This is a genomic window from Betaproteobacteria bacterium (assembly GCA_009693245.1).
Taxonomy (GTDB): Bacteria; Pseudomonadota; Gammaproteobacteria; order Burkholderiales; family SHXO01; genus SHXO01.
The window spans coordinates 1-18,749 of sequence record SHXO01000065.1 but is presented as its reverse complement, the minus strand read 5'-3'; the positions used below and the strand labels follow the sequence as shown (position 1 = coordinate 18,749).

At 60.2% G+C, this 18,749-nt stretch carries 19 protein-coding genes; 12 read left to right on the top strand and 7 right to left on the bottom strand.

What is annotated here, in order from left to right; translation table 11 throughout:
- Positions 1–41: 41 nt before the first annotated feature.
- From EXR36_11330 to EXR36_11315, 4 genes are all read right to left on the bottom strand, one after another.
- A complete protein-coding gene (locus tag EXR36_11330; GenBank protein ID MSQ60206.1) occupies positions 42–896 on the bottom strand; it encodes a phosphate/phosphite/phosphonate ABC transporter substrate-binding protein in 855 nt (284 codons plus the stop codon).
- A 120-nt stretch (positions 897–1,016) separates the two neighbouring features.
- Complete coding sequence (locus tag EXR36_11325) at positions 1,017–2,303, bottom strand: amino-acid N-acetyltransferase (protein MSQ60205.1); 1,287 nt, start codon at positions 2,301–2,303, stop codon at positions 1,017–1,019.
- A 163-nt stretch (positions 2,304–2,466) separates the two neighbouring features.
- Positions 2,467–3,225 carry a 3-hydroxyacyl-CoA dehydrogenase gene (locus EXR36_11320; protein ID MSQ60204.1) on the bottom strand — a complete coding sequence of 253 codons (759 nt, stop codon included), beginning with the start codon at positions 3,223–3,225 and terminating at the stop codon, positions 2,467–2,469.
- 56 nt (positions 3,226–3,281) lie between these two features.
- Positions 3,282–4,040, bottom strand: coding sequence for a 16S rRNA (uracil(1498)-N(3))-methyltransferase (locus EXR36_11315; protein MSQ60203.1), 759 nt, complete (start codon positions 4,038–4,040; stop codon positions 3,282–3,284).
- A 138-nt stretch (positions 4,041–4,178) separates the two neighbouring features.
- Here EXR36_11315 and EXR36_11310 point away from each other — a divergent pair, with 138 nt between their 5' ends.
- The 12 genes from EXR36_11310 to EXR36_11255 all read left to right on the top strand — a co-directional run bounded on the left by EXR36_11310 (position 4,179) and on the right by EXR36_11255 (position 15,552).
- Complete coding sequence (locus tag EXR36_11310; protein ID MSQ60202.1) at positions 4,179–5,030, top strand: inositol monophosphatase family protein; 852 nt, start codon at positions 4,179–4,181, stop codon at positions 5,028–5,030.
- 104 nt (positions 5,031–5,134) lie between these two features.
- The gene (locus tag EXR36_11305; GenBank protein ID MSQ60201.1) at positions 5,135–6,859 is read left to right on the top strand and encodes an acetolactate synthase 3 catalytic subunit; all 1,725 of its coding nucleotides are present in this window, start codon (positions 5,135–5,137) and stop codon (positions 6,857–6,859) included.
- A gap of 6 nt (positions 6,860–6,865) precedes the next feature.
- Positions 6,866–7,357 (top strand): acetolactate synthase small subunit, encoded by a 492-nt coding sequence (gene ilvN, locus EXR36_11300; protein ID MSQ60200.1) that lies wholly within the window; start codon positions 6,866–6,868, stop codon positions 7,355–7,357.
- Between the two features lie 93 nt (positions 7,358–7,450).
- Positions 7,451–8,467, top strand: a complete 1,017-nt coding sequence (gene ilvC / locus EXR36_11295; protein MSQ60199.1) for a ketol-acid reductoisomerase — start codon at positions 7,451–7,453, stop codon at positions 8,465–8,467.
- Positions 8,468–8,474: 7 nt separating this feature from the next.
- Positions 8,475–9,140, top strand: coding sequence for a phosphatidylserine decarboxylase (locus tag EXR36_11290; GenBank protein ID MSQ60198.1), 666 nt, complete (start codon positions 8,475–8,477; stop codon positions 9,138–9,140).
- 25 nt (positions 9,141–9,165) lie between these two features.
- Positions 9,166–9,957 carry a CDP-diacylglycerol--serine O-phosphatidyltransferase gene (gene pssA / locus EXR36_11285; GenBank protein ID MSQ60197.1) on the top strand — a complete coding sequence of 264 codons (792 nt, stop codon included), beginning with the start codon at positions 9,166–9,168 and terminating at the stop codon, positions 9,955–9,957.
- A 214-nt stretch (positions 9,958–10,171) separates the two neighbouring features.
- A complete protein-coding gene (gene leuA, locus EXR36_11280) occupies positions 10,172–11,884 on the top strand; it encodes a 2-isopropylmalate synthase (protein ID MSQ60196.1) in 1,713 nt (570 codons plus the stop codon).
- 72 nt (positions 11,885–11,956) lie between these two features.
- Entirely contained in the window at positions 11,957–13,270 is a 1,314-nt protein-coding gene (locus EXR36_11275; GenBank protein ID MSQ60195.1) for an NAD(P)/FAD-dependent oxidoreductase, read from the top strand.
- 50 nt (positions 13,271–13,320) lie between these two features.
- On the top strand, positions 13,321–13,551 hold the full coding sequence (locus EXR36_11270; GenBank protein ID MSQ60194.1) for an AbrB/MazE/SpoVT family DNA-binding domain-containing protein: 231 nt from the start codon (positions 13,321–13,323) through the stop codon (positions 13,549–13,551).
- A 2-nt stretch (positions 13,552–13,553) separates the two neighbouring features.
- Complete coding sequence (locus EXR36_11265) at positions 13,554–13,955, top strand: type II toxin-antitoxin system VapC family toxin (protein ID MSQ60193.1); 402 nt, start codon at positions 13,554–13,556, stop codon at positions 13,953–13,955.
- Between the two features lie 80 nt (positions 13,956–14,035).
- On the top strand, positions 14,036–15,028 hold the full coding sequence (locus EXR36_11260; protein MSQ60192.1) for a tripartite tricarboxylate transporter substrate binding protein: 993 nt from the start codon (positions 14,036–14,038) through the stop codon (positions 15,026–15,028).
- A gap of 77 nt (positions 15,029–15,105) precedes the next feature.
- Positions 15,106–15,552: a hypothetical protein gene (locus tag EXR36_11255; protein MSQ60191.1), complete on the top strand. Its 447-nt coding sequence runs from the start codon at positions 15,106–15,108 to the stop codon at positions 15,550–15,552.
- On the opposite strand, the gene ppx is transcribed toward EXR36_11255, so the two are convergent.
- The 3 genes from ppx to rpiA all read right to left on the bottom strand — a co-directional run bounded on the left by ppx (position 15,461) and on the right by rpiA (position 18,445).
- Complete coding sequence (ppx, locus tag EXR36_11250) at positions 15,461–16,978, bottom strand: exopolyphosphatase (protein ID MSQ60190.1); 1,518 nt, start codon at positions 16,976–16,978, stop codon at positions 15,461–15,463. The two genes, EXR36_11255 and ppx, sit on opposite strands and share 92 nt — an antisense overlap.
- A 20-nt stretch (positions 16,979–16,998) precedes the next feature.
- Complete coding sequence (gene phoU, locus EXR36_11245; GenBank protein MSQ60189.1) at positions 16,999–17,706, bottom strand: phosphate signaling complex protein PhoU; 708 nt, start codon at positions 17,704–17,706, stop codon at positions 16,999–17,001.
- Positions 17,707–17,785: 79 nt separating this feature from the next.
- Positions 17,786–18,445 carry a ribose-5-phosphate isomerase RpiA gene (gene rpiA, locus EXR36_11240; protein ID MSQ60188.1) on the bottom strand — a complete coding sequence of 220 codons (660 nt, stop codon included), beginning with the start codon at positions 18,443–18,445 and terminating at the stop codon, positions 17,786–17,788.
- Positions 18,446–18,749: the final 304 nt, after the last annotated feature.

Sequence of the window (18,749 nt, the reverse complement as noted above, 5' to 3'; positions counted from 1 at the left end):
ATGGGAGGAAATGTCATTTCGCGAGAAGGCGGTCGTTGCCGTCACCGTATCTGCCTTTGACCCAGGCGCAGCTCCTCCCAAATTCTTCTTTGGTCCGCGGCCAGGGAATCTAGATTTTTAAGCTCGGCATCCGAAGGCGGGCGTACGCCTCCGAGCCCGGTCTCCTTGAGGAATTTCACGCCTTCGGGCGTGGTCTCCATGAATTGGGTGACGGCGGCTTGCAGCGCCTCCCGTCCGGTTCGGGATAGATCCGAGCGCGCCACGATGAAAAGGTTGGAGATCTTGCGGGTCTGTGCGATCTGCCTCACCAACGCTCGCTGCGATTCCGAGGCCCGGTGCAAGACGAAAGCATTGACCAGGGCCGCTGGATACTCACCTTGCACCAATCCCAGCAACACTGAATCTTGAAAGCTGTGGGGACGTTCCACGCGCGACATATCCACGCCGTGCTTTTCCAACAATTCCTTACCGAGCAAATCCGTGACGCTGGTGCGCTGCGGGAAGGCGATGGCTTGCCCGTCTAGGTCGCGAACGCTTTGCACGGGGCTGCCGGTCTTGACGAGCAACACGCCGTATAGATCGGAAGTGAATCTCAGCGAGGGTTCGTAGCCGTGTTCGCGCTGTGCCAAGCGGGCCGTGTGCGGAGATACAATGGCAATGTCGTACCGCTGGCCGATGAGTTGTCTGTCGAACGTCTCCAGATCCGGGGCACTCACCAACATGACAGACCGTTCCAGGCGGCGCTCCAAGAAATCCGACAGGGGTTTGAACATACCCAGCAGAGTGCGCGTGCTGATGTAAGGAGCCAAGCCAAACTCAAGTGCGCTCTCGCCCCTTCCCGGCAAGCTGGTCAACAGCAGCCCTAGCGAGAAAATCGCGGTCGGCAGGAGTCGCATGAATAGGGTTCGGCGGGTCTCGCGGATTGTTATGCTCCGAGCCAAAGCCAAAGTCGCGCCAGACCGTTGTCATATCCGCGACGGGCGCCCCACGGTGGTTAGAACGCAAACAGAGGGTAGTTAGGCGAGCTTCTTCGCCAATACCTTGGAACGCCGCTGCAGGTTATAGAGTGACTTTTTTTCGGGCGGAAGCTCCGCGACGGCGGACTCGCTAAATCCGCGCTCCGCGAACCAATGCGCGGTCTTGGTGGTGAGCACGAATAAACGGCGCAAGCCTTGTTTCTTGGCCAGATCCTCGACATGCCGCAGCAGTCTTTCGCCCGCACCGCCGCCTTGATGCTCCGCATGCACGGCTAGGCAGGCCAGTTCGCCGGCTTTGGCGCCATTAAATGGATAGAGCGCGGCGCACCCCACGATCATGCGGTCGTGTTCCAGCACGGTGAAGCGGCCAATCTCGGTTTCCAAGCGTTCGCGGTTGCGCTTGACCAGGGTACCGTCGGCTTCCATGGGTTCGATCAAGCGCAGAATACCCCCGGCATCCTCTATGGTCGCTTGGCGTAAGCGTTCCAATGGATCCTGGGTAATCATGGTGCCCACGCCTTCGTGGGTGAAGAGTTCGAGCAACAAGCCGCCATCGGCTTCCCGGCTGACGAAATGCACTCTCTCCACTTGGTTGCGGCAAGCCCGGACGGCGAGTTTCAGTGTTTGGGTGGCGTCCGCGTGGGCTATAAGCCGTTCGGCCTGTGTGGCCGCCAACTCTCTCCATGCGCCCCGGCCGGCCTGGGGTCCGTCCACCAGGAAAATCAACTTGTCGGCGGCCAGCGCGATGGCTGTTTCGGTTGCCACTTCCTCGAAGCCGAGGTTGAAGACTTCGCCCGTGGGGGAGTAACCCAAGGGCGAGATCAAGACCACTTCGCCCGAATCCAGCCGGCCGCGGATCGCACCGGTGTCGATCTTGCGCACCTCGCCGGTGTGAAGCATATCCACCCCGTCCAGCACGCCCACCGGCCGCGCCACCACGAAATTTCCTCCGGCCACCTTGAGCCGCGTGTCCGCCATGGGCGCGTTGGCGATGCCCATGGAAAGCAGGGCCTCGATTTCCGTGCGCAGCCGGCCGTTCTCCTCCTTCACGACAACCAGCACCTTGTCGTCCGTCACCCGCATTCCGCGTACGAAGCGAGTGCTCTTCCGGGAAAGGCGGCGTTCTATTTGTGCGCGCGAACCGTGTACCAGCACCAAGCGCACACCCAGGCTGGCCAGGAGATTAAAGTCACGCGTCAGCGCCGTGAAGTTGCCGCCCGCCACCACCTCGCCCCCGAACGCCACCACGAAGGTGCGTCCCCGAAAGGCGTGGATATAGGGTGCCGCCGAGCGGAACCAGGAGACGAATTGGGAATGATCGATCATTCGTGAGGCGTGAGGCGATAGGCGTGAGGCGTGGGGTTCACGCATCGCGACGGCTTTCGAACCTGGACAATAAGGGAGGAAGGAGGGCGTCCAACCCCACCGTCCGCTTTACGCCTCACGCCTATCGCCTCACGCCTCGCGTCTGGTGCCTCACGCCTCACGCTTACTTGGGTCCCATCCGTATCGCCCCATCCAGCCGGATGGTTTCGCCATTGAGCATTTCATTCTCGAAAATGTGCCGCACCAGGGCGGCATACTCCCTTGGTTTACCCAAGCGCGAAGGAAATGGAACTTGTTTGCCGAGGGATTCCTGGATTTCCGGCGGCATGCCCATCAGCATGGGAGTCTCGAAGATGCCGGGGGCGATGGTGACGACCCGAATACCACTGCGCGCCAGATCGCGGGCGATGGGCAAGGTCATGCCCACCACGCCGCCCTTGGAGGCAGAATACGCCGCCTGCCCGATCTGGCCGTCGTAGGCCGCAACGGAAGCGGTGTTGACGATGACGCCGCGCTCGCCCGCGGCGTTGGGCGCCTGCTTGGCCATGGCATCGGCCGCCAGGCGGATCATGTTGAAGGTGCCGATCAAATTGACTTGGATGACGCGGGTGAAGGAAGCGAGCGCGTGCGGGCCGTCCTTGCCGATCGTCTTTTCCCCCACCGCGATGCCCGCGCAATTGACTAAGCCATGCAGCGCGCCAAATTCCTTGAGTGCCATGGCCATAGCGGCCTTGGCCTGCTCTTCATTGGTGACATCGGTGGTACAAAAACGCGCATTGGGACCAAGTTTGCCCGCGAGCTCCTCGCCTTTTATGTCGGCGATCACTACATTGCCACCATTAGCCACGATCATTTCGGCCGTGGCGCCGCCTAAGCCAGAGCCTCCGCCCGTTACGACATACGTACTATTGCGAATTTCCATGTGTGCCGGTCTGCTTGATGAGAATTAAGTGGGCGGCAGTATAAGGCGTGGCGGCCTCAGAAATCTCCCCAAAGCGCGTGCATGGCGGCCACGGCCGCCAGGGCGGCGGTCTCCGTGCGCAATACACGGGGCCCGAGCACCATCGCTTGAAAGCCGAAGCCTTGCGCGGGTTCTCGTTCCTCCGGCGTGAGACCGCCTTCGGGCCCCACCAACAACAAGATCCGGCTTGGCGGCGCAATGTCCTTCAGGCGGATACTGCCGGCCGGGGACAAGAGCAAGCGAAGATCGGGCGAAGTTCTAGGTAACGCCGCCAGCCATCGATCGAAGCGTTGCACGCCGTGGATGACCGGTATCTTGTTACGGCCGCATTGCTCGCAGGCCGCCGACACCACGCCCTGCCAATGCTCCACCCGGCGGCCAGCGCGCTCGTCACTCAATTTTATCACGCTGCGCTGGGTGACGATGGGAAAGATCTCGCTGATCCCGAGTTCCGTGGCCTTCTGCAAGGTGAGATCCATCTTCTCGCGGCTGCTCATGCCTTGAGCGAGCGCGATATAGAGCGGGGATTCCACGCCGCGGAGCTCGGCTTGAATCACGCGCACCCAGACGCGATCGCGTTCAATTCCGGTGATGACGCCATGCCACTCGGTATCGTCCCCGCAAAAGAGCTTCACGGTGTCGTCCGCCTTCAAGCGCAACACCCTCGCGGCGTGATGCGCCGCGGCGGCCGGTAGTTCGCGCAGCATGCCCGAGGACAAAGGGGCTTCGCAGAAGAAACGGGGAACGCGTTTGCCGGAGTCAAGAGGTCTTGCCATGGTAGGATCTTGCCATGAAAACCCCTGCCTGCTCCCTCGCACGAATTTTTCGCTAGCCATCTCCTTTTACTGCCCGGGTGCCACGCATGGCCCCGGGATTGCAACTCCGGCCCACCCACTCCATTTCAGTTCCGATCCATGAACCTCGCACAAGCTAGGTTAGCCGGCTGGCTATCGTCTTCCGCCCTTCCTTCCGCACCCTCCTCCCTCGTATTTCAAGTGAGCGGCCTGGTCCGGCAGGTGGCCGCGCGCGAGATCATGCCGCGCTATTTGAATGTTGCCTCCCAGCGAAAAGTGGACGGAAGCCTGTGTACCGATGCCGACATCGCGACGCAGGATGCGCTCAAGCGGGGTCTGAGGGCAATTTGCCTGCTACCCGTGGTGGCGGAAGAGATGTCCGAAGACGATCAAGTGGAGCAATGGTTGGCGGGCGAGGAGGGACTGTGGTGTGTGGATCCCATTGACGGCACCTCGAATTTCGTCAACGGAATCCCCTATTTCGCCATATCGGTAGCCTTGATGCGCAGGGGCAAGAGCGTGTTGGGGGTGGTCTACGATCCGGTGTCCGGCGAGTTATTCCATGCCGAGCGCGGCGGCGGCGCCTTCCTGGGCGCCCAGCGTCTATCCTTGAAGGGACAAACTCCGGCGCTTCGTGGCGCCATGGCCAACGTGGATTTCAAGCGCCTGGGCAGCAAGATCTCGCGGGAGTTGGTGAGCGCCCCGCCCTACATGAGCCAGCGAAACTATGGCGCCGGAACCTTGGAATGGTGCTACTTGGCGGCCGGCCGCTTCGATCTGTACCTGCACGGCGGGCAGAAACTGTGGGATTACGCCGCCGGATCGCTGATCCTAGAGGAGGCCGGAGGGTGCATGTGCACCCTGGATCAAGATGAGTTCGATTCGGGCAGTCCATGGAAGCGCTCCATCGTCGCCACCCACAGCCCGGCACTTTTCGCGCCTTGGCGCGATTGGGTGCGCGCTCACCGCTGAGAAGCACCCCGTGCTATTTCAGGTCGTTTTCTTGACCGGGCCTGCCGCCCCGGGTAAATTCCGTCGTTCCGTCTTTATGTTCGTGTATGGCAAAAACCATGGAAATGACCACGCCGGGAGTGAGATCTCAGACCGAGTTGAGCGGTGCCGAGATCATTGTGCGCTGCCTTCAGGAAGAGGGCATCCAGTACATTTTTGGGTACCCCGGTGGGGCTGTATTACCGCTCTACGACGCGATTTTTCAGCAGGACAAGGTCAAGCACATCCTGGTGCGCCATGAGCAGGCCGCCGTGCATGCTGCGGACGCCTATGCCCGCAGCACCGATAAGGTCGGCGTCGCCCTGGTGACCTCCGGCCCTGGTGTGACCAACGCGGTGACCGGCATCGCCACCGCCTACATGGATTCCATTCCCCTGGTCATGCTTACGGGCCAAGTGCCCACCCACGCCATAGGCGAGGATGCGTTCCAGGAAGTCGATACGGTGGGCATTACCCGGCCTTGCGTGAAGCACAACTTCCTGGTCAAGGACGTGCGGGACATCGCATTAACCATCAAGAAGGCCTTCTACGTGGCCAGGACCGGCCGCCCCGGACCCGTGTTGGTGGACTTCCCGAAGGACATCACCCAGCAAAAAACCACCTTCCATTATCCCGAACACGTATCGATGCGCTCCTACAACCCGGTGGTGAAGGGTCATAGCGGGCAAATCAAGAAGGCCGTGCAACTCCTCATGCAGGCCAAGCGCCCGATGATTTACACGGGCGGCGGCGTGATCCAGGGCGGGGCTTCCGCGGAACTCACCCAGTTCGTGCGTACTCTGGGCTATCCGTGTACGAACACCTTGATGGGCCTGGGCGGATATCCGGCCACGGATCCTTTGTTCGTGGGCATGCTCGGCATGCACGGCACCTACGAAGCCAACATGGCCATGCAGAACTGCGACGTGTTGCTGGCCGTGGGCGCGCGCTTCGACGACCGCGTAATCGGCAACCCCAAGCACTTCCACCAGGAAGGCCGCCAGATCATCCAGATCGATATCGACCCTTCCTCCATCTCCAAGCGCGTCAAGGCCGATATCCCCATCGTGGGCCACGTGGTGGAGGTGTTGCAAGAGATGAACCGCTTACTGGCCGCCTCCGCGGACAAACCCGTGAAGGAGAACCTCGATGCCTGGTGGGCGCAAATCGGCTCCTGGCGTGGCCGCGACTGCCTCAAGTTCGACCGTACCTCGCCCCTCATCAAGCCTCAGTTCGTGCTGGAAAAACTCTACGAGCTCACCAAGGGGGAGTTATTCCTCACCTCCGACGTCGGCCAGCATCAGATGTGGGCCGCGCAATTCTATAAATTCAACAAGCCGCGCCGGTGGATCAACTCCGGCGGGCTCGGTACCATGGGCGTGGGTATTCCCTACGCCATGGGTGTCAAGCTTGCGCATCCGAACGCGGATGTGGCCTGCGTGACCGGCGAAGCCAGCGTCATGATGTGCATCCAGGAACTGTCCACCTGCAAACAGTACCGGCTGCCCATCAAGGTTCTCAATCTGAACAACCGCTACATGGGCATGGTGCGGCAGTGGCAGGAATTCTTCCACGGCAACCGCTACGCCGAATCCTATATGGATGCGCTTCCAGACTTCGTGAAGCTCGCCGAAGCCTTCGGGCACGTGGGCATGCGTATCGACAAACCGGCCGATGTGGAACCGGCGCTACGCGAGGCCTTCGCGCGCAAGGACGACCTCGTATTCATGGACATCGTGACGGACCAGACTGAGAACGTTTTTCCCATGATCCCGGGCGGCAAAGGGCTGTCCGAGATGATTCTCGTGTAATGGAAAATGCGTCACATCCTTTCGCTTTTGGTAGAAAACGAATCCGGCGCGTTGTCGCGCGTGGCCGGGCTATTCTCCGCGCGCGGCTATAACATCGAGTCGCTCACGGTCGCGCCCACGGAAGACCCAACGCTTTCGAGAATGACGGTAGTCACCGCCGGCTCCGACGAAATCATCGAGCAGATTACCAAGCAACTGAACAAATTGGTGGACGTGGTGAAGGTGGTCGATCTATCCGACGGCGAACATATCGAGCGCGAATTGATGCTCGTTAAAGTGCGCGCCGCCGGCAAGGACCGCGAGGAGATGAAGCGCACCGCCGACATCTTTCGCGGGCGCATCATCGATGTCACCGACAAGTCCTACACCATCGAACTCACGGGAAACGGTCAAAAACTCGATGCGTTCCTGAACGCCATCGAACGCGCCGCCATTCTGGAAACCGTACGCACCGGCGCCTCGGGAATTGGGCGGGGGGACCGGGTACTTAAGATCTAGTGGGGCGAGGCGTGAGGCGTGAGGCGTAAGGCGAAAGCCCCTACCCCCAAACGCCTCACGCCTCACGCCTCACGCCTAACCGACGAGGAATCCATGAAAGTCTATTACGATAAAGACGCCGATCTATCGCTCATCAAGGGCAAGCAAATCGCCATCATCGGCTATGGCTCGCAGGGGCATGCGCATGCGCTCAACCTGCACGAATCCGGAGTAAAGGTCACCGTGGGATTACGCAAGAGCGGCCCTTCGTGGGCAAAGGCGGTGAACGCCGGGCTCAACGTCCAGGAAGTGGCGGAAGCCTCGAAGGCCGCGGACTTCGTCATGATGCTGATGCCCGATGAGCATATCGCCGCCACCTATCGCAGCGAAGTCGCGCCCAACATGAAGAAGGGCGCAACCTTGGGCTTCGCCCATGGATTCAACATCCACTTCGGCCAAGTCATCCCGCGCGAGGATCTGGATGTGGTCATGATCGCGCCCAAGGCCCCCGGGCACACGGTGCGCAACCAATACCAGCAGGGCGCAGGAACGCCCTGCTTAATCGCCGTGGCACAAGACAAGAGCGGCCGTGCGCGCGATATCGCTCTGTCCTACGCGGCCGCTATCGGTGGCGCGCGCGCGGGCGTGATCGAGACCAACTTCCGCGAAGAAACCGAAACCGATCTATTCGGAGAGCAGGTCGTACTTTGCGGCGGAACCACGGCGCTGGTACAAGCGGGCTTCGAGGTGCTCGTGGAGGCTGGCTACGCCCCCGAAATGGCTTACTTCGAGTGCTTGCATGAATTGAAGCTCATCGTGGATCTGATGTACGAAGGCGGCATCGCCAATATGCGCTACTCCATTTCCAACAATGCCGAGTACGGCGATTTCACCCGTGGCCCGCGCATCATCACGGAAGAGTCCAAGAATGAAATGCGCCGAATCCTAAAGGAAATCCAGACCGGCGCCTACGCCCAGGAATTCTTGCTGGAGAACCAAACCGGTGCCGCTAAATTGAACGCCTTGCGCCGCATTGGCCGCGAGCATCCCATCGAAGTGGTCGGCGGGAAGCTGCGCGCCATGATGCCCTGGCTCAAGAAGGGGCGGCTGGTGGATCAGTCTAAGAACTAGTGAAGGCGTGAGGCGTGAGGCGGGAGGAGGGAGGCGTGGCGTTCAGCATGCGCTGATCGCCCGTGAAGGGTGGCCTCATCTGGTCATCGCGGGTGCGATTTCCCTTGTCGCGAGTGTTTATCTCGGAGGGTGGTCGTGGCCTTTTTGGGCCATCTTCGTTTTCATCTTGCAGTTCTTTCGCGATCCGCCGCGGGTGGCGCCCCAGGAAGAGGGAATCGTGGTATCCGCCGCCGACGGGCGGGTGCTGGTGGTGGAGAAGACCCGGGACCACTATCTCGAACGGGAGGCGCTGAAGATCAGCGTCTTCATGAACGTATTCAACGTTCACTCCAACCGCAGCCCGGTGGACGGGAAAATCGAGCGCACCTGGTACAACACGGGCAGTTTCTTCAATGCGGCGCTGGATAAAGCCTCTTCCGATAACGAACGGCAAGCGCTTTGGATTAAGACCACGAGCGGCGAGGACATCGCCTGCGTGCAAATCGCCGGGCTCATCGCGCGCCGCATCCTGTGCTACGTGAAGGAAGGCGACGCCGTGGTTCGCGCCCAGCGTTATGGCTTCATTCGCTTCGGCTCCCGCGTGGACCTGTATCTGCCTGCTTCAGCCCGGCCGCTGGTGAGCGTGGGGGACATCACCACCGCCGGCGAGACCATCGTTGCCAGGCTTGGCTGAGCGCGTCCGTTAAAATCCCGCCGTCATGAACTATCCAGGATCCAAGCCTAAGTGGCTGAGCGGCGGCCGCATACGCCGACCGGGTATCTATTGGCTACCCAATGCCATCACCACGGCCGCGCTGTTCGCTGGCTTCTACGCCATCGTGCAAGCCATGAATAATAAGTACGAACTAGCCGCCATGGGCATTCTGGTCGCCATGGTGCTGGACGGATTGGATGGGCGCGTGGCCCGCTGGACTCACACGCAAAGTCCCTTCGGCGCGGAGTTGGATAGCCTGTCGGACATGGTGTCCTTCGGTGCGGCCCCGGCGCTGGTGCTCTATGAGTACGCCCTCAAAGGCATGGGCAAGCTAGGCTGGGTAGCCGCCTTCGTCTACTGCGCCTGCGCTGCGCTGCGCTTGGCACGCTTCAACACCAACATCGATGTGGTGGACAAGCGCTACTTCCAAGGCCTGCCCAGCCCGGCGGCCGCCGGCATCCTGGCGAGCTTCATTTGGACCCTAGAATCGTTTCACCTCGCCCCCCATGACTGGCGCGCGGGCGCATGGGTCATCGCGCTGTTCGCGGGGCTCACCATGGTCACGAGCATCAAGTTCTGGAGTGGCAAGGACATCAACCTGCGCCGCAGCGTACCCTTCTGGGTACTCGTCGCCATCGCCTTGTTCATGGTTTTCTTACTGCAGGTGACCAGCAACCTCCCGGAGTTGCTGTTCTTTGTGTTCCTGGCCTACGGCCTATCTGGCTATGTCATGTGGGCCTTCGAATACTTTCGGAATAAGCCGGCGCCTCCGGTAGACCGGGTGGATCCTTCGTAGCGGAAAAAACCCTTGCACGGTGTTTTCGAACCCCTTATAGTTCGTCCATGACTACACAGGCCTTATCGCTCTCCTTACCCTCCGCCAGCCTCCTGCTGGCTCGCCTGCTGCTGCGCCCAGCGCGCACATAATCTAAACTCCCATCCGTTGTACCCCAAGCCCGCCTGGTGCCGCCAGGCGGTTGTGGCGTAGTCCAATCAGTGCGAGTGCCATCATGATCAAGATTCCATCGCAAAAATACCCCGCCTTCCTCCCGGTTCCGTTGCCAGACCGGACTTGGCCCCACCAAGTCATCGCCAAGCCGCCTGTTTGGTGCAGCGTCGATCTGCGCGACGGCAACCAGGCGCTGATCGAACCCATGGACGCGGAGCGCAAGCTGCGCATGTTCACCCTGCTGGTGAAGACTGGCTTCAAGGAAATCGAGATCGGTTTCCCCGCTGCGTCGCAGACGGATTTTGATTTTGTACGAAAGCTAATCGAAGAGAATCTGATTCCGGACGACGTCACGGTCCAGGTACTCACGCAGGCGCGCGAGCCGCTCATCCGCCGCACCTTCGAGTCCCTGCGCGGCGTCAAGCGCGCCATCATGCATTTGTACAATTCCACTTCGACGGTGCAGCGGCGCGTGGTGTTCGGGATGGACCGCACTGGCATCGTGGACATCGCGGTCGAAGGGGCCAAGGTCGTTCGCGACTGCGCCCGAGAGCAACCCGAGACTGAGTGGATCTTTCAGTATTCGCCCGAGAGTTTCACGGGGACGGAATTGGATTTTGCCGTCGAAATCTGCGATGCGGTGAACGAGGTATGGAAGCCCACGCCCCAAAGACCGGTCATTCTCAATCTGCCGGCCACCGTGGAGATGTCCACGCCCAACGTCTACGCCGACCAGATCGAGTGGTTCGGCCGCCATATCGCCCATCGCGGCAGCATCGTGCTTTCGCTGCATCCCCACAATGACCGAGGCTGTGCCGTGGCGGCCGCCGAACTAGGCGTCATGGCGGGCGCTGACAGAGTGGAAGGTTGCTTGTTCGGCAACGGCGAACGCACCGGCAATGTGTGCTTGGTGACCTTGGCGCTCAATCTCTACAGCCAAGGCATCCATCCAGGACTGGATTTCTCCGACATCAACGCCGTGATCCGCACGGTCGAGCATTGCAATCAACTGCCCGTGCACCCACGCCATCCGTACGGCGGCGAGTTGGTGTTCACGGCGTTTTCCGGCTCCCACCAGGACGCCATCAAGAAAGGATTGGCCGCGCGCAAGGCCGGCGATTTTTGGGAAGTGCCCTATCTTCCCATCGACCCCGCCGACCTGGGCCGCGCCTACGACGCGGTGATTCGCGTGAACAGCCAATCGGGCAAGGGTGGCATCGCCTACCTGCTGGAACGCGATTACAACCTCACTCTTCCCCGCCTACTACAAATCGAATTCAGCCGGGTCATTCAAGCCATTACCGATGCCACAGGAAAGGAACTCTCCTCCGCCGCAATCAAGGCTGCCTTCGACAAAGAGTATGTGGAACGCGACCAGCCCCTTGCCTTCGTGGAGCACCGTATCACGCATGATGCAGGGCGCAGCGACATCGAGCACGTCACCGTGCGCCTGAAGCTGGATGGCCGCGAGATCGCCATCGCCGGCAAGGGCAACGGGCCAGTGGACGCCTTCGTTCATGCTCTGAGCGAAGGTTGCGGACTGGATTTTCACGTGATGAATTATCACGAGCACGCCGTCGGCAGCGGCGAAGATGCCACCGCCGTGGCCTACGTGCAGATCCGCATCGGCCGCGAGCAATCCCTCTATGGTGTGGGCATGCACAGCAACATCGTTACGGCGACATTGCGCGCCGTGTTATCCGCCACCAATCGCGCGGTGAAGCAAGGCCTGCTCGAAGTGCGGAAACCCGCGCCGAAGGTCGCGGCGGCCTAGCTTTTCCCTTTACCCATCATGCAAAGCGCCGCTTTCGCGGCGCTTTGTTTTTCACCTCCTTGGAATCCAACAATGAACTCCCCTCATCGCATCGTCATCGTGGGCGGTGGTGCTGGCGGCCTGGAGCTTGCGACTCGCTTGGGCGACACGCTCTGCAAGAAACGCCAGGCGCTCATCACGCTGGTGGACCAATCGCGCACCCACCTCTGGAAGCCCTTGCTGCATCAGGTCGCGGCGGGCAGCATGGATCTAAACGACCATGAGCTGGACTACTTGTTCCAGGCGCGCTGGCATCACTTTCAATTCCGGCTGGGGCGAATGGATGGCCTGGACCGCGAGCGCAAGGAAATCCAAGTGGCCGCCACCTTGGACGAGCGCGGAAAGGAAGTCATTCCGCGCCGTACCGTGCCCTACGATACCTTGGTCATGGCCGTGGGCAGCACGGTCAACGATTTCGGTACTCCGGGCGCGGCGGAGCACGCCATCGCCTTGGACAATCCGCAACAAGCGGCGCTTTTCCATTCCCGCTTGCTGAACGCATGTTTCCGCGCGAGTGCGCAGGCCCAACCCCTTGGTCCGGGCCAGTTGCACATCGCCATCATCGGGGCGGGCGCCACTGGTGTGGAACTCGCCGCCGAGTTGCACAACACCACCCGCGAGTTCGTCGCCTTTGGGTTGGAGCGCATCGATCCGGAGCGCGACATCAAGATCACCCTCATCGAAGCGGCGCCCAAGATTCTGCCCGCGCTGCCTGAACGGCTGTCCCGTACCGTTCTGGACCTTCTGCGCAAACTCAAGGTGGAGGTCTTGGCCGGCGAGCGCGTCACCGAGGTGTCGGAGCGCGGCGTGCGAACCGCCGCGGGGCGAGATATACCGGCGGAGTTGGTCGTGTGGGCGGCGGGGATTAAGGCGCCCGATTTCTTGAAAGACATCGGCGAACTCGAAACCAACCGCATCAACCAACTCGTAGTCACACAGACCCTGCAAACCACACGCGACCCGAACATCTTCGCTCTGGGCGACTGCGGTTGCTGCCCTTGGCCGGAGAAGCAATACACCATTCCTCCGCGCGCGCAATCGGCACACCAGCAAGCATCGCATCTCTTGAAGATGCTCCCCCGCCACATCGCAGGCCAACCCTTGGAGCCCTTCAAGTACCGCGACTTCGGCTCCCTCGTGTCCTTGGGAAATTTCAGCACGGTGGGAAGCCTGATGGGTGCGATCACGCGCGGCAGTTGGATGATCGAAGGTTACTTCGCCATGCTCATGTACCGCTCGCTCTACAAGATGCACGAATACGCGCTGCACGGATTCACGAAGGTATTCCTCGATACCCTGGCGCGCATCATCACCCGGCGAACGGAGCCGCATGTGAAGCTGCACTAAGCGTAGGTCGTATATACTGACAATATACATTCCAATCACCCAAGGGTTCCATGCAAACAGCGCGTATCTTTATCAGTGGTAACAGCCAAGCCGTTAGACTGCCCAAGGATTTTCGCTTCGAAGAGGATGAGGTGGTCATCAAGCGTGTCGGCCGCATCGTCATGCTATTTCCCAAGAAGTACCGAGCGGAGGATTTGCTTGAAACGCTCCAGGCTATCGGACCAATGGGAATCGAGAGAGAGCAACCTCCACAAGCAGAAACGCGGACATCCCTCGATTAGATATGTTTGTGTTGGATACGAACATATGCGTTTTTGTTCTTAACCGGCGGCCAGGTTTCGAGCGCATTATTCGGCGAATGGATGGCTTGTCGCGAGGTGAAGTTCTACTGTCATCGGTGACCGCGGCCGAACTTCAGATTGGCGCGTGGGCAAGCAAGCGAAAACAGGACAACTTGCTGCGCCTTGAAAGGTTCCTCGCGGAGTTCGACGTGGTGCCTTTTGACGAGAATGCGGCTAGAGCATACGGGCGATTGCGAGCAGCCTTGAAAGAACTGGGCACCCCGATTGGTCCATTGGACACCTTGATCGCGGGACACGTATTAGCCATTGGTGCAACCCTTGTCACCAACAATCTTCGCGAGTTTCAGCGAGTGCCCGGTCTCGTTAGCCAAGATTGGTCATAAGCCGGCTCATATCGAATGCGCTAGTATCTTCGTCGTATTGCCCACCTTGCTTAACCGGCCTAACCTGGACCGAAGGAACGATGATGAACAGACGAGAGACCCTCAAGGCGCTAGCCGCCCTCGGAGCCACCGGCAGCTTGGTGCGTGCCGCGAACAGCGAGGCAGCCGATACATACCCGGCCAAACCCATACGCATGGTGTTGCCGGCTGCCGTGGGTGGAGCCGGAGACCGGTACGCCCGGTTGCTTGCGAAGGGATTGGGCGAAGGGCTCGGCCAAAACGTCATCGTGGATAACAAGCCCGGCGCCGGCGGTAACATCGGAGCCGACCTAGTAGCCAAGTCGCCGCCAGACGGGTATACGCTGCTCTTCGCCTCTCAAGCGATCTTCGCGATGAACCCGCACATCTATCGCAAGTTATCCTATACGGCGAGGGAGGATTTCATTCCCGTGGCGCCGGTCGTCAAGGGATACATGTATCTGTTTGTCCCAGGCACCTCGCCGGCCAATAACCTGGCGGAGTGGATGCAACACGCCAAGATGAAGAGCGGTGGAATGAGTTACGGTTCCCCAGGCATCGGCACCTCGCCGCACGTGGCGATGGAATGGATCAGGCACAAGACAGGACTGAACCTCGTGCATGTGCCCTACAAGGGAGGCACACCAAGCATCGTCACCGCCTTGTTCACGGGCGAGATCGATGCCGCCTTCGATTTTTACACGCCGGTCATGGCCCAGGTAAAAGCAGGAAAACTAAAGGCCCTCGGCATCACTTCCCTTGCGCGCAATCCGGCGGTGCCCGATATACCCACCATCGCCGAGCAAGGCATTCCGGGTTTGGAGGTAGCTAGTTGGAGTGGCGTTTTCGCTCCAAAAGGAACTTCGAAGGCCATCATCGGCCGGCTCAACGAGGAAATAACCAGGGTGCGAGCGGGACAAGACATTCAGCAGACCATTGCCAACGCCGGCGGAGTGGAACTTAAGGGAACGCCGGAGGAGTTCGCCACATTCGTGCGGAAGGAATATGAGTACGGCGCGCAATTGGTGAAGGTTTCGGGGGCCACGTTGGAGTGAGGGTAGCCTAGTGTTTCTACGGGGAACAGAATGTACTCAGGCGGGCCGTTCCCCCAAGTTTTTGCCCTCTGAGTGCAATGCTGCTTCAATCATTGGGCGCCGCAGCGGAACCCTATCCGAGCCGGCCGATAAAGATTGTCGTGCCCTTTCCCGCGGGCGGAGTCGTGGACATCTGGGTTCGCCGTATCGGGGACCTCGTTGCGCGCGATCTCGGACAACCGGTGATCGTGGAGATCCGGCCCGGGGCGAGCGGAACGATTGGCGCGGCCTATGTCGCAAGTGCCAAACCCGATGGCTATACGCTGCTCACTGGGTCAAGCACCCTATTCTCCGTGCTGGCCGCTACCGGAACCAAACTGCCTTTTGATATCGACCGGTCCTTTACGCCAATCCAAGACCACGGGCGTCACGATCCAGCCCTAAGCGGCAATTCTATGGAGCGGCCACCGCCTCGGAGATCGCGTCCAGCGCCGCAATTTCGAGAGACGCGCCGGCTTTCCTCCACTCCTTTGCTTCCTCTTTGAGCGCGACGGCGGTAAGGGGATTGGCCGCCACCCACGCTGGGTCAAGCCCGAGTGTGAAGCGTTTGCCATCGCAGTGGGCTTCCAGCGCGGGAAGTTGCACATCTGTCCTGCTGCGATGAAAAAGGACGGACAAGCGCAGCGCCATGACCATGGCCATATCCAGGGAGTCTGGGATTTGGCCTTTCATTTTTTCCATGGTCCCGCGGTGAGCGAGTACGAGCATGGCAAGGCGAGCCTGCTCGGTCTTGGAGAACCCTGGCATGTCGGCGAAGGAGATCACGTAGGACGAGTGCTTGTGATATCCGCTATGCGCTACCGTCAACCCGATCTCATGTAAGCGCGCGGCCCAGGACAGTAAATGCAACGGGTAACCGGGATCGAGGTGTAAATCACCGGAGAATTGCCGCAGCAGTTCCAGGGCGAGCATCTCGACGCGGCGCGCCTGCTTCATATCCACGTGGTAGCGCTTCATGAAGCGCGCCACCGTCGTGTCGCGCATGTCGTGCTGGTGAAAACGGCCCAGCATGTCGTAAAGAATGCCTTGGCGCATGGCGCCATTGGCCAAGATCATGCGCTCGATTCCCAATTCGGAGAACAATGCCGACATTATGGCGAGCCCTCCTGGCAATACGGCCGCGCGGTCGGGTCGAAGCGAGGGTAGGTTCAAGGCTTGCGCGCTGCCGACCTTAAGCAGCAGATTGCGTAGTTTACCAAGGCCCTCGCTGGTGATCGAGCCATCGCCCCAGCCCTGGGCTTGCAGAAGATCTCCGAGAGTACGGGCGGTTCCCGAGGAACCCACGGCCTCGCTCCAATGCCCGGCGCGGAACTGCTTGGCGATCGTCTGCAATTCCATGCGGGCCGCCACCTCCGCTTGCTTCATATTACCCTTGCCGGTCTTGCCATCCGCGAAGTAACGCACGCTGTAACTCACGCAACCCATGTAGAGGCTTTCGAGCTTTTGCGGTTTCATGCCGGCGCCGATGATGAATTCCGTGGATCCGCCGCCGATATCCACCACCAGGCGCTTGGCGTGCGTCATGGGTAAGCTGTGAACGACACCAAGATAGATGAGGCGCGCCTCTTCGCGGACGGCCACGATGTCTATGGAAAACCCGAGGGCGGATTGAGCCTTGCGCATGAACTCGCGAGAATTCTTGGCCACCCGAAAGGTATTGGTCCCCACGGCGCGAACGTCTTCGGGCGCGAATCCGCGCAAGCGTTCGCCGAAGCGGCTCAGGCATTCCAGCGCGCGGGCTTGCGCGGATTCTTCCAGGATTTTTTCCGGGGAAAGGCCAGCGGCCAGTTGCACGGGTTCGCGCAAGGAATCCAACGGATACAGCTGGTCGCCTTCCACGCGCGCGACCTGCAACCGGAAGGAGTTGGACCCCAGATCAACCGCCGCCAGGGTGGGGTGTGGAGAGTTCACCGTGGCCCGCCAGGAATTATCTACGCCAGGATTTCGCGTTCTATTTCCTCGAGCGTGCCGTGGCGCACATCCTTGCCCTTGACCATGTAGATCACGTACTCGGAGATGTTCTTGGCGTGGTCCCCGATGCGCTCCAGGGCCTTGGCGATGAACAAGATTTCGATGGAGGCGGAGATGGTGCGCGGGTCTTCCATCATGAAGGTGATGAGCTGGCGCAAAATGGCGCGGAATTCGTCGTCCACGTGCTGGTCGGTGCGCACCACCTCGGCGGAACCGCTCACGTCAAGCCGCGCGAAAGAATCCAGCGCCTTGCGCAGCATGTCCACCGCCATGGAGGACATGCGCCGGATCTCCACCAGCCGCGGATGCTGCACCCGGTCGCCGGAATTGATCAGCTTCGCCATGCGGGCGATCTTAGCCGCTTCGTCGCCGATGCGCTCCAGATCGGTAATGGTCTTGATCACCGTCATGATGAGGCGCAAATCCCCGGCGGCAGGCTGGCGGCGGGCAATGATGTGGCTACAATCCTCGTCGATCCCCACCTCCATGCCGTTGACCTTATGATCGTTGGCGACGATGACGGAGCATTGATCGAGATTTCCGCTCACCAGGGCCTCCACGGCCATGCCGACCTGCTGCTCCACCAAACCGCCCATCTGGAGCACGCGCGAGCGCAGGGATTCGAGTTCGGCGTCGAATTGCTTGGAGATATGTTCGCTATGATTCATCGAGTGAGCCCCCTTGGATTGTCCGGGCTTGGCCGAAACTTCCCGAGTGTACGAGAAAAATGTGACGGGCAAGTTTCATCTAGCGCTTTATTGTCCTCACCCCTTGAGGCGTGCCCAAAAGCAAGAGATCTGCCGGACGTTGCGCGAACAACCCGTTGGTCACCACACCGGGGATTTGGTTGATCTTCGCCTCCAGCTCAACGGGGTTCACGATGCTCAGGCCATGCACATCCAGGATGACGTTACCATGATCGGAGACAAAACCAGTCCTCAAGGCCGGATGGCCGCCCAGGCGAACCAATTCCCGCCCCACATAGCTGCGCGCCATGGGAATCACCTCTACGGGAAGCGGGAACTTGCCCAGCACGGAAACCAGCTTCGATTCGTCCGCGACGCATATGAACTTGCGCGTGACCGCGGCCACGATTTTTTCTCCCGTGAGCGCGCCGCCGCCGCCCTTGAGCATGTAAAGATGTTCGGTCACCTCGTCCGCGCCATCGACGTAGACCGGAACGTCCGGGGCGCTATTGAGATCGAAAACGTGGATGCCGCCCGCCTTCAGGCGCTCCGTGGAAGCCTTGGAACTGGACACCGCCCCATCTATGCGCCCCTTGATCTTGATGAGTTGGTCGATGAAATAGTTCATCGTGGAGCCCGTTCCCACGCCCACGATGGACCCATCTGGCACGTGCGCGATGGCGGCTTTGGCGGCGGCTTCCTTCATATCGTTGCTGTTCATCCTGGGACATCCTTGCTGGCTTCAAGGCGAAGGATATCCGTTGAACCCGCTTTTCACAAACATGTCTAGGTACATCGAGCCATCAGCTTAAGGGCACCTCTAATAATAACTTTTCTACGACGGATCTCTTACCGCGTTAGCGAAATGAGTTTCATTCTCGGCCAGGTGACCTTCAGCCGAGTTATTTCGCGCCTTTCAAGGCGTTTTGCGAGCCTCTTCACTGGCTTTGAATCCAACTTACCTAACCGCACACGGATTGACCCCTTGCGGGGCTAATGCGCTTTTTGCGGCCCGCTTGATCAAC

Bases quoted from the DNA above. Each gene is read 5' to 3' on its own strand.
- EXR36_11330 (MSQ60206.1), bottom strand. From the start codon at position 896: ATGCGACTCCTGCCGACCGCGATTTTCTCGCTAGGGCTGCTGTTGACC.
- EXR36_11325 (MSQ60205.1), bottom strand. From the start codon at position 2,303: ATGATCGATCATTCCCAATTCGTCTCCTGGTTCCGCTCGGCGGCACCC.
- EXR36_11320 (MSQ60204.1), bottom strand. From the start codon at position 3,225: ATGGAAATTCGCAATAGTACGTATGTCGTAACGGGCGGAGGCTCTGGC.
- EXR36_11315 (MSQ60203.1), bottom strand. From the start codon at position 4,040: ATGGCAAGACCTCTTGACTCCGGCAAACGCGTTCCCCGTTTCTTCTGC.
- EXR36_11310 (MSQ60202.1), top strand. From the start codon at position 4,179: ATGAACCTCGCACAAGCTAGGTTAGCCGGCTGGCTATCGTCTTCCGCC.
- EXR36_11305 (MSQ60201.1), top strand. From the start codon at position 5,135: ATGACCACGCCGGGAGTGAGATCTCAGACCGAGTTGAGCGGTGCCGAG.
- ilvN (MSQ60200.1), top strand. From the start codon at position 6,866: ATGCGTCACATCCTTTCGCTTTTGGTAGAAAACGAATCCGGCGCGTTG.
- ilvC (MSQ60199.1), top strand. From the start codon at position 7,451: ATGAAAGTCTATTACGATAAAGACGCCGATCTATCGCTCATCAAGGGC.
- pssA (MSQ60197.1), top strand. From the start codon at position 9,166: ATGAACTATCCAGGATCCAAGCCTAAGTGGCTGAGCGGCGGCCGCATA.
- leuA (MSQ60196.1), top strand. From the start codon at position 10,172: ATGATCAAGATTCCATCGCAAAAATACCCCGCCTTCCTCCCGGTTCCG.
- EXR36_11275 (MSQ60195.1), top strand. From the start codon at position 11,957: ATGAACTCCCCTCATCGCATCGTCATCGTGGGCGGTGGTGCTGGCGGC.
- EXR36_11270 (MSQ60194.1), top strand. From the start codon at position 13,321: ATGCAAACAGCGCGTATCTTTATCAGTGGTAACAGCCAAGCCGTTAGA.
- EXR36_11265 (MSQ60193.1), top strand. From the start codon at position 13,554: ATGTTTGTGTTGGATACGAACATATGCGTTTTTGTTCTTAACCGGCGG.
- EXR36_11260 (MSQ60192.1), top strand. From the start codon at position 14,036: ATGATGAACAGACGAGAGACCCTCAAGGCGCTAGCCGCCCTCGGAGCC.
- EXR36_11255 (MSQ60191.1), top strand. From the start codon at position 15,106: ATGCTGCTTCAATCATTGGGCGCCGCAGCGGAACCCTATCCGAGCCGG.
- phoU (MSQ60189.1), bottom strand. From the start codon at position 17,706: ATGAATCATAGCGAACATATCTCCAAGCAATTCGACGCCGAACTCGAA.
- rpiA (MSQ60188.1), bottom strand. From the start codon at position 18,445: ATGAACAGCAACGATATGAAGGAAGCCGCCGCCAAAGCCGCCATCGCG.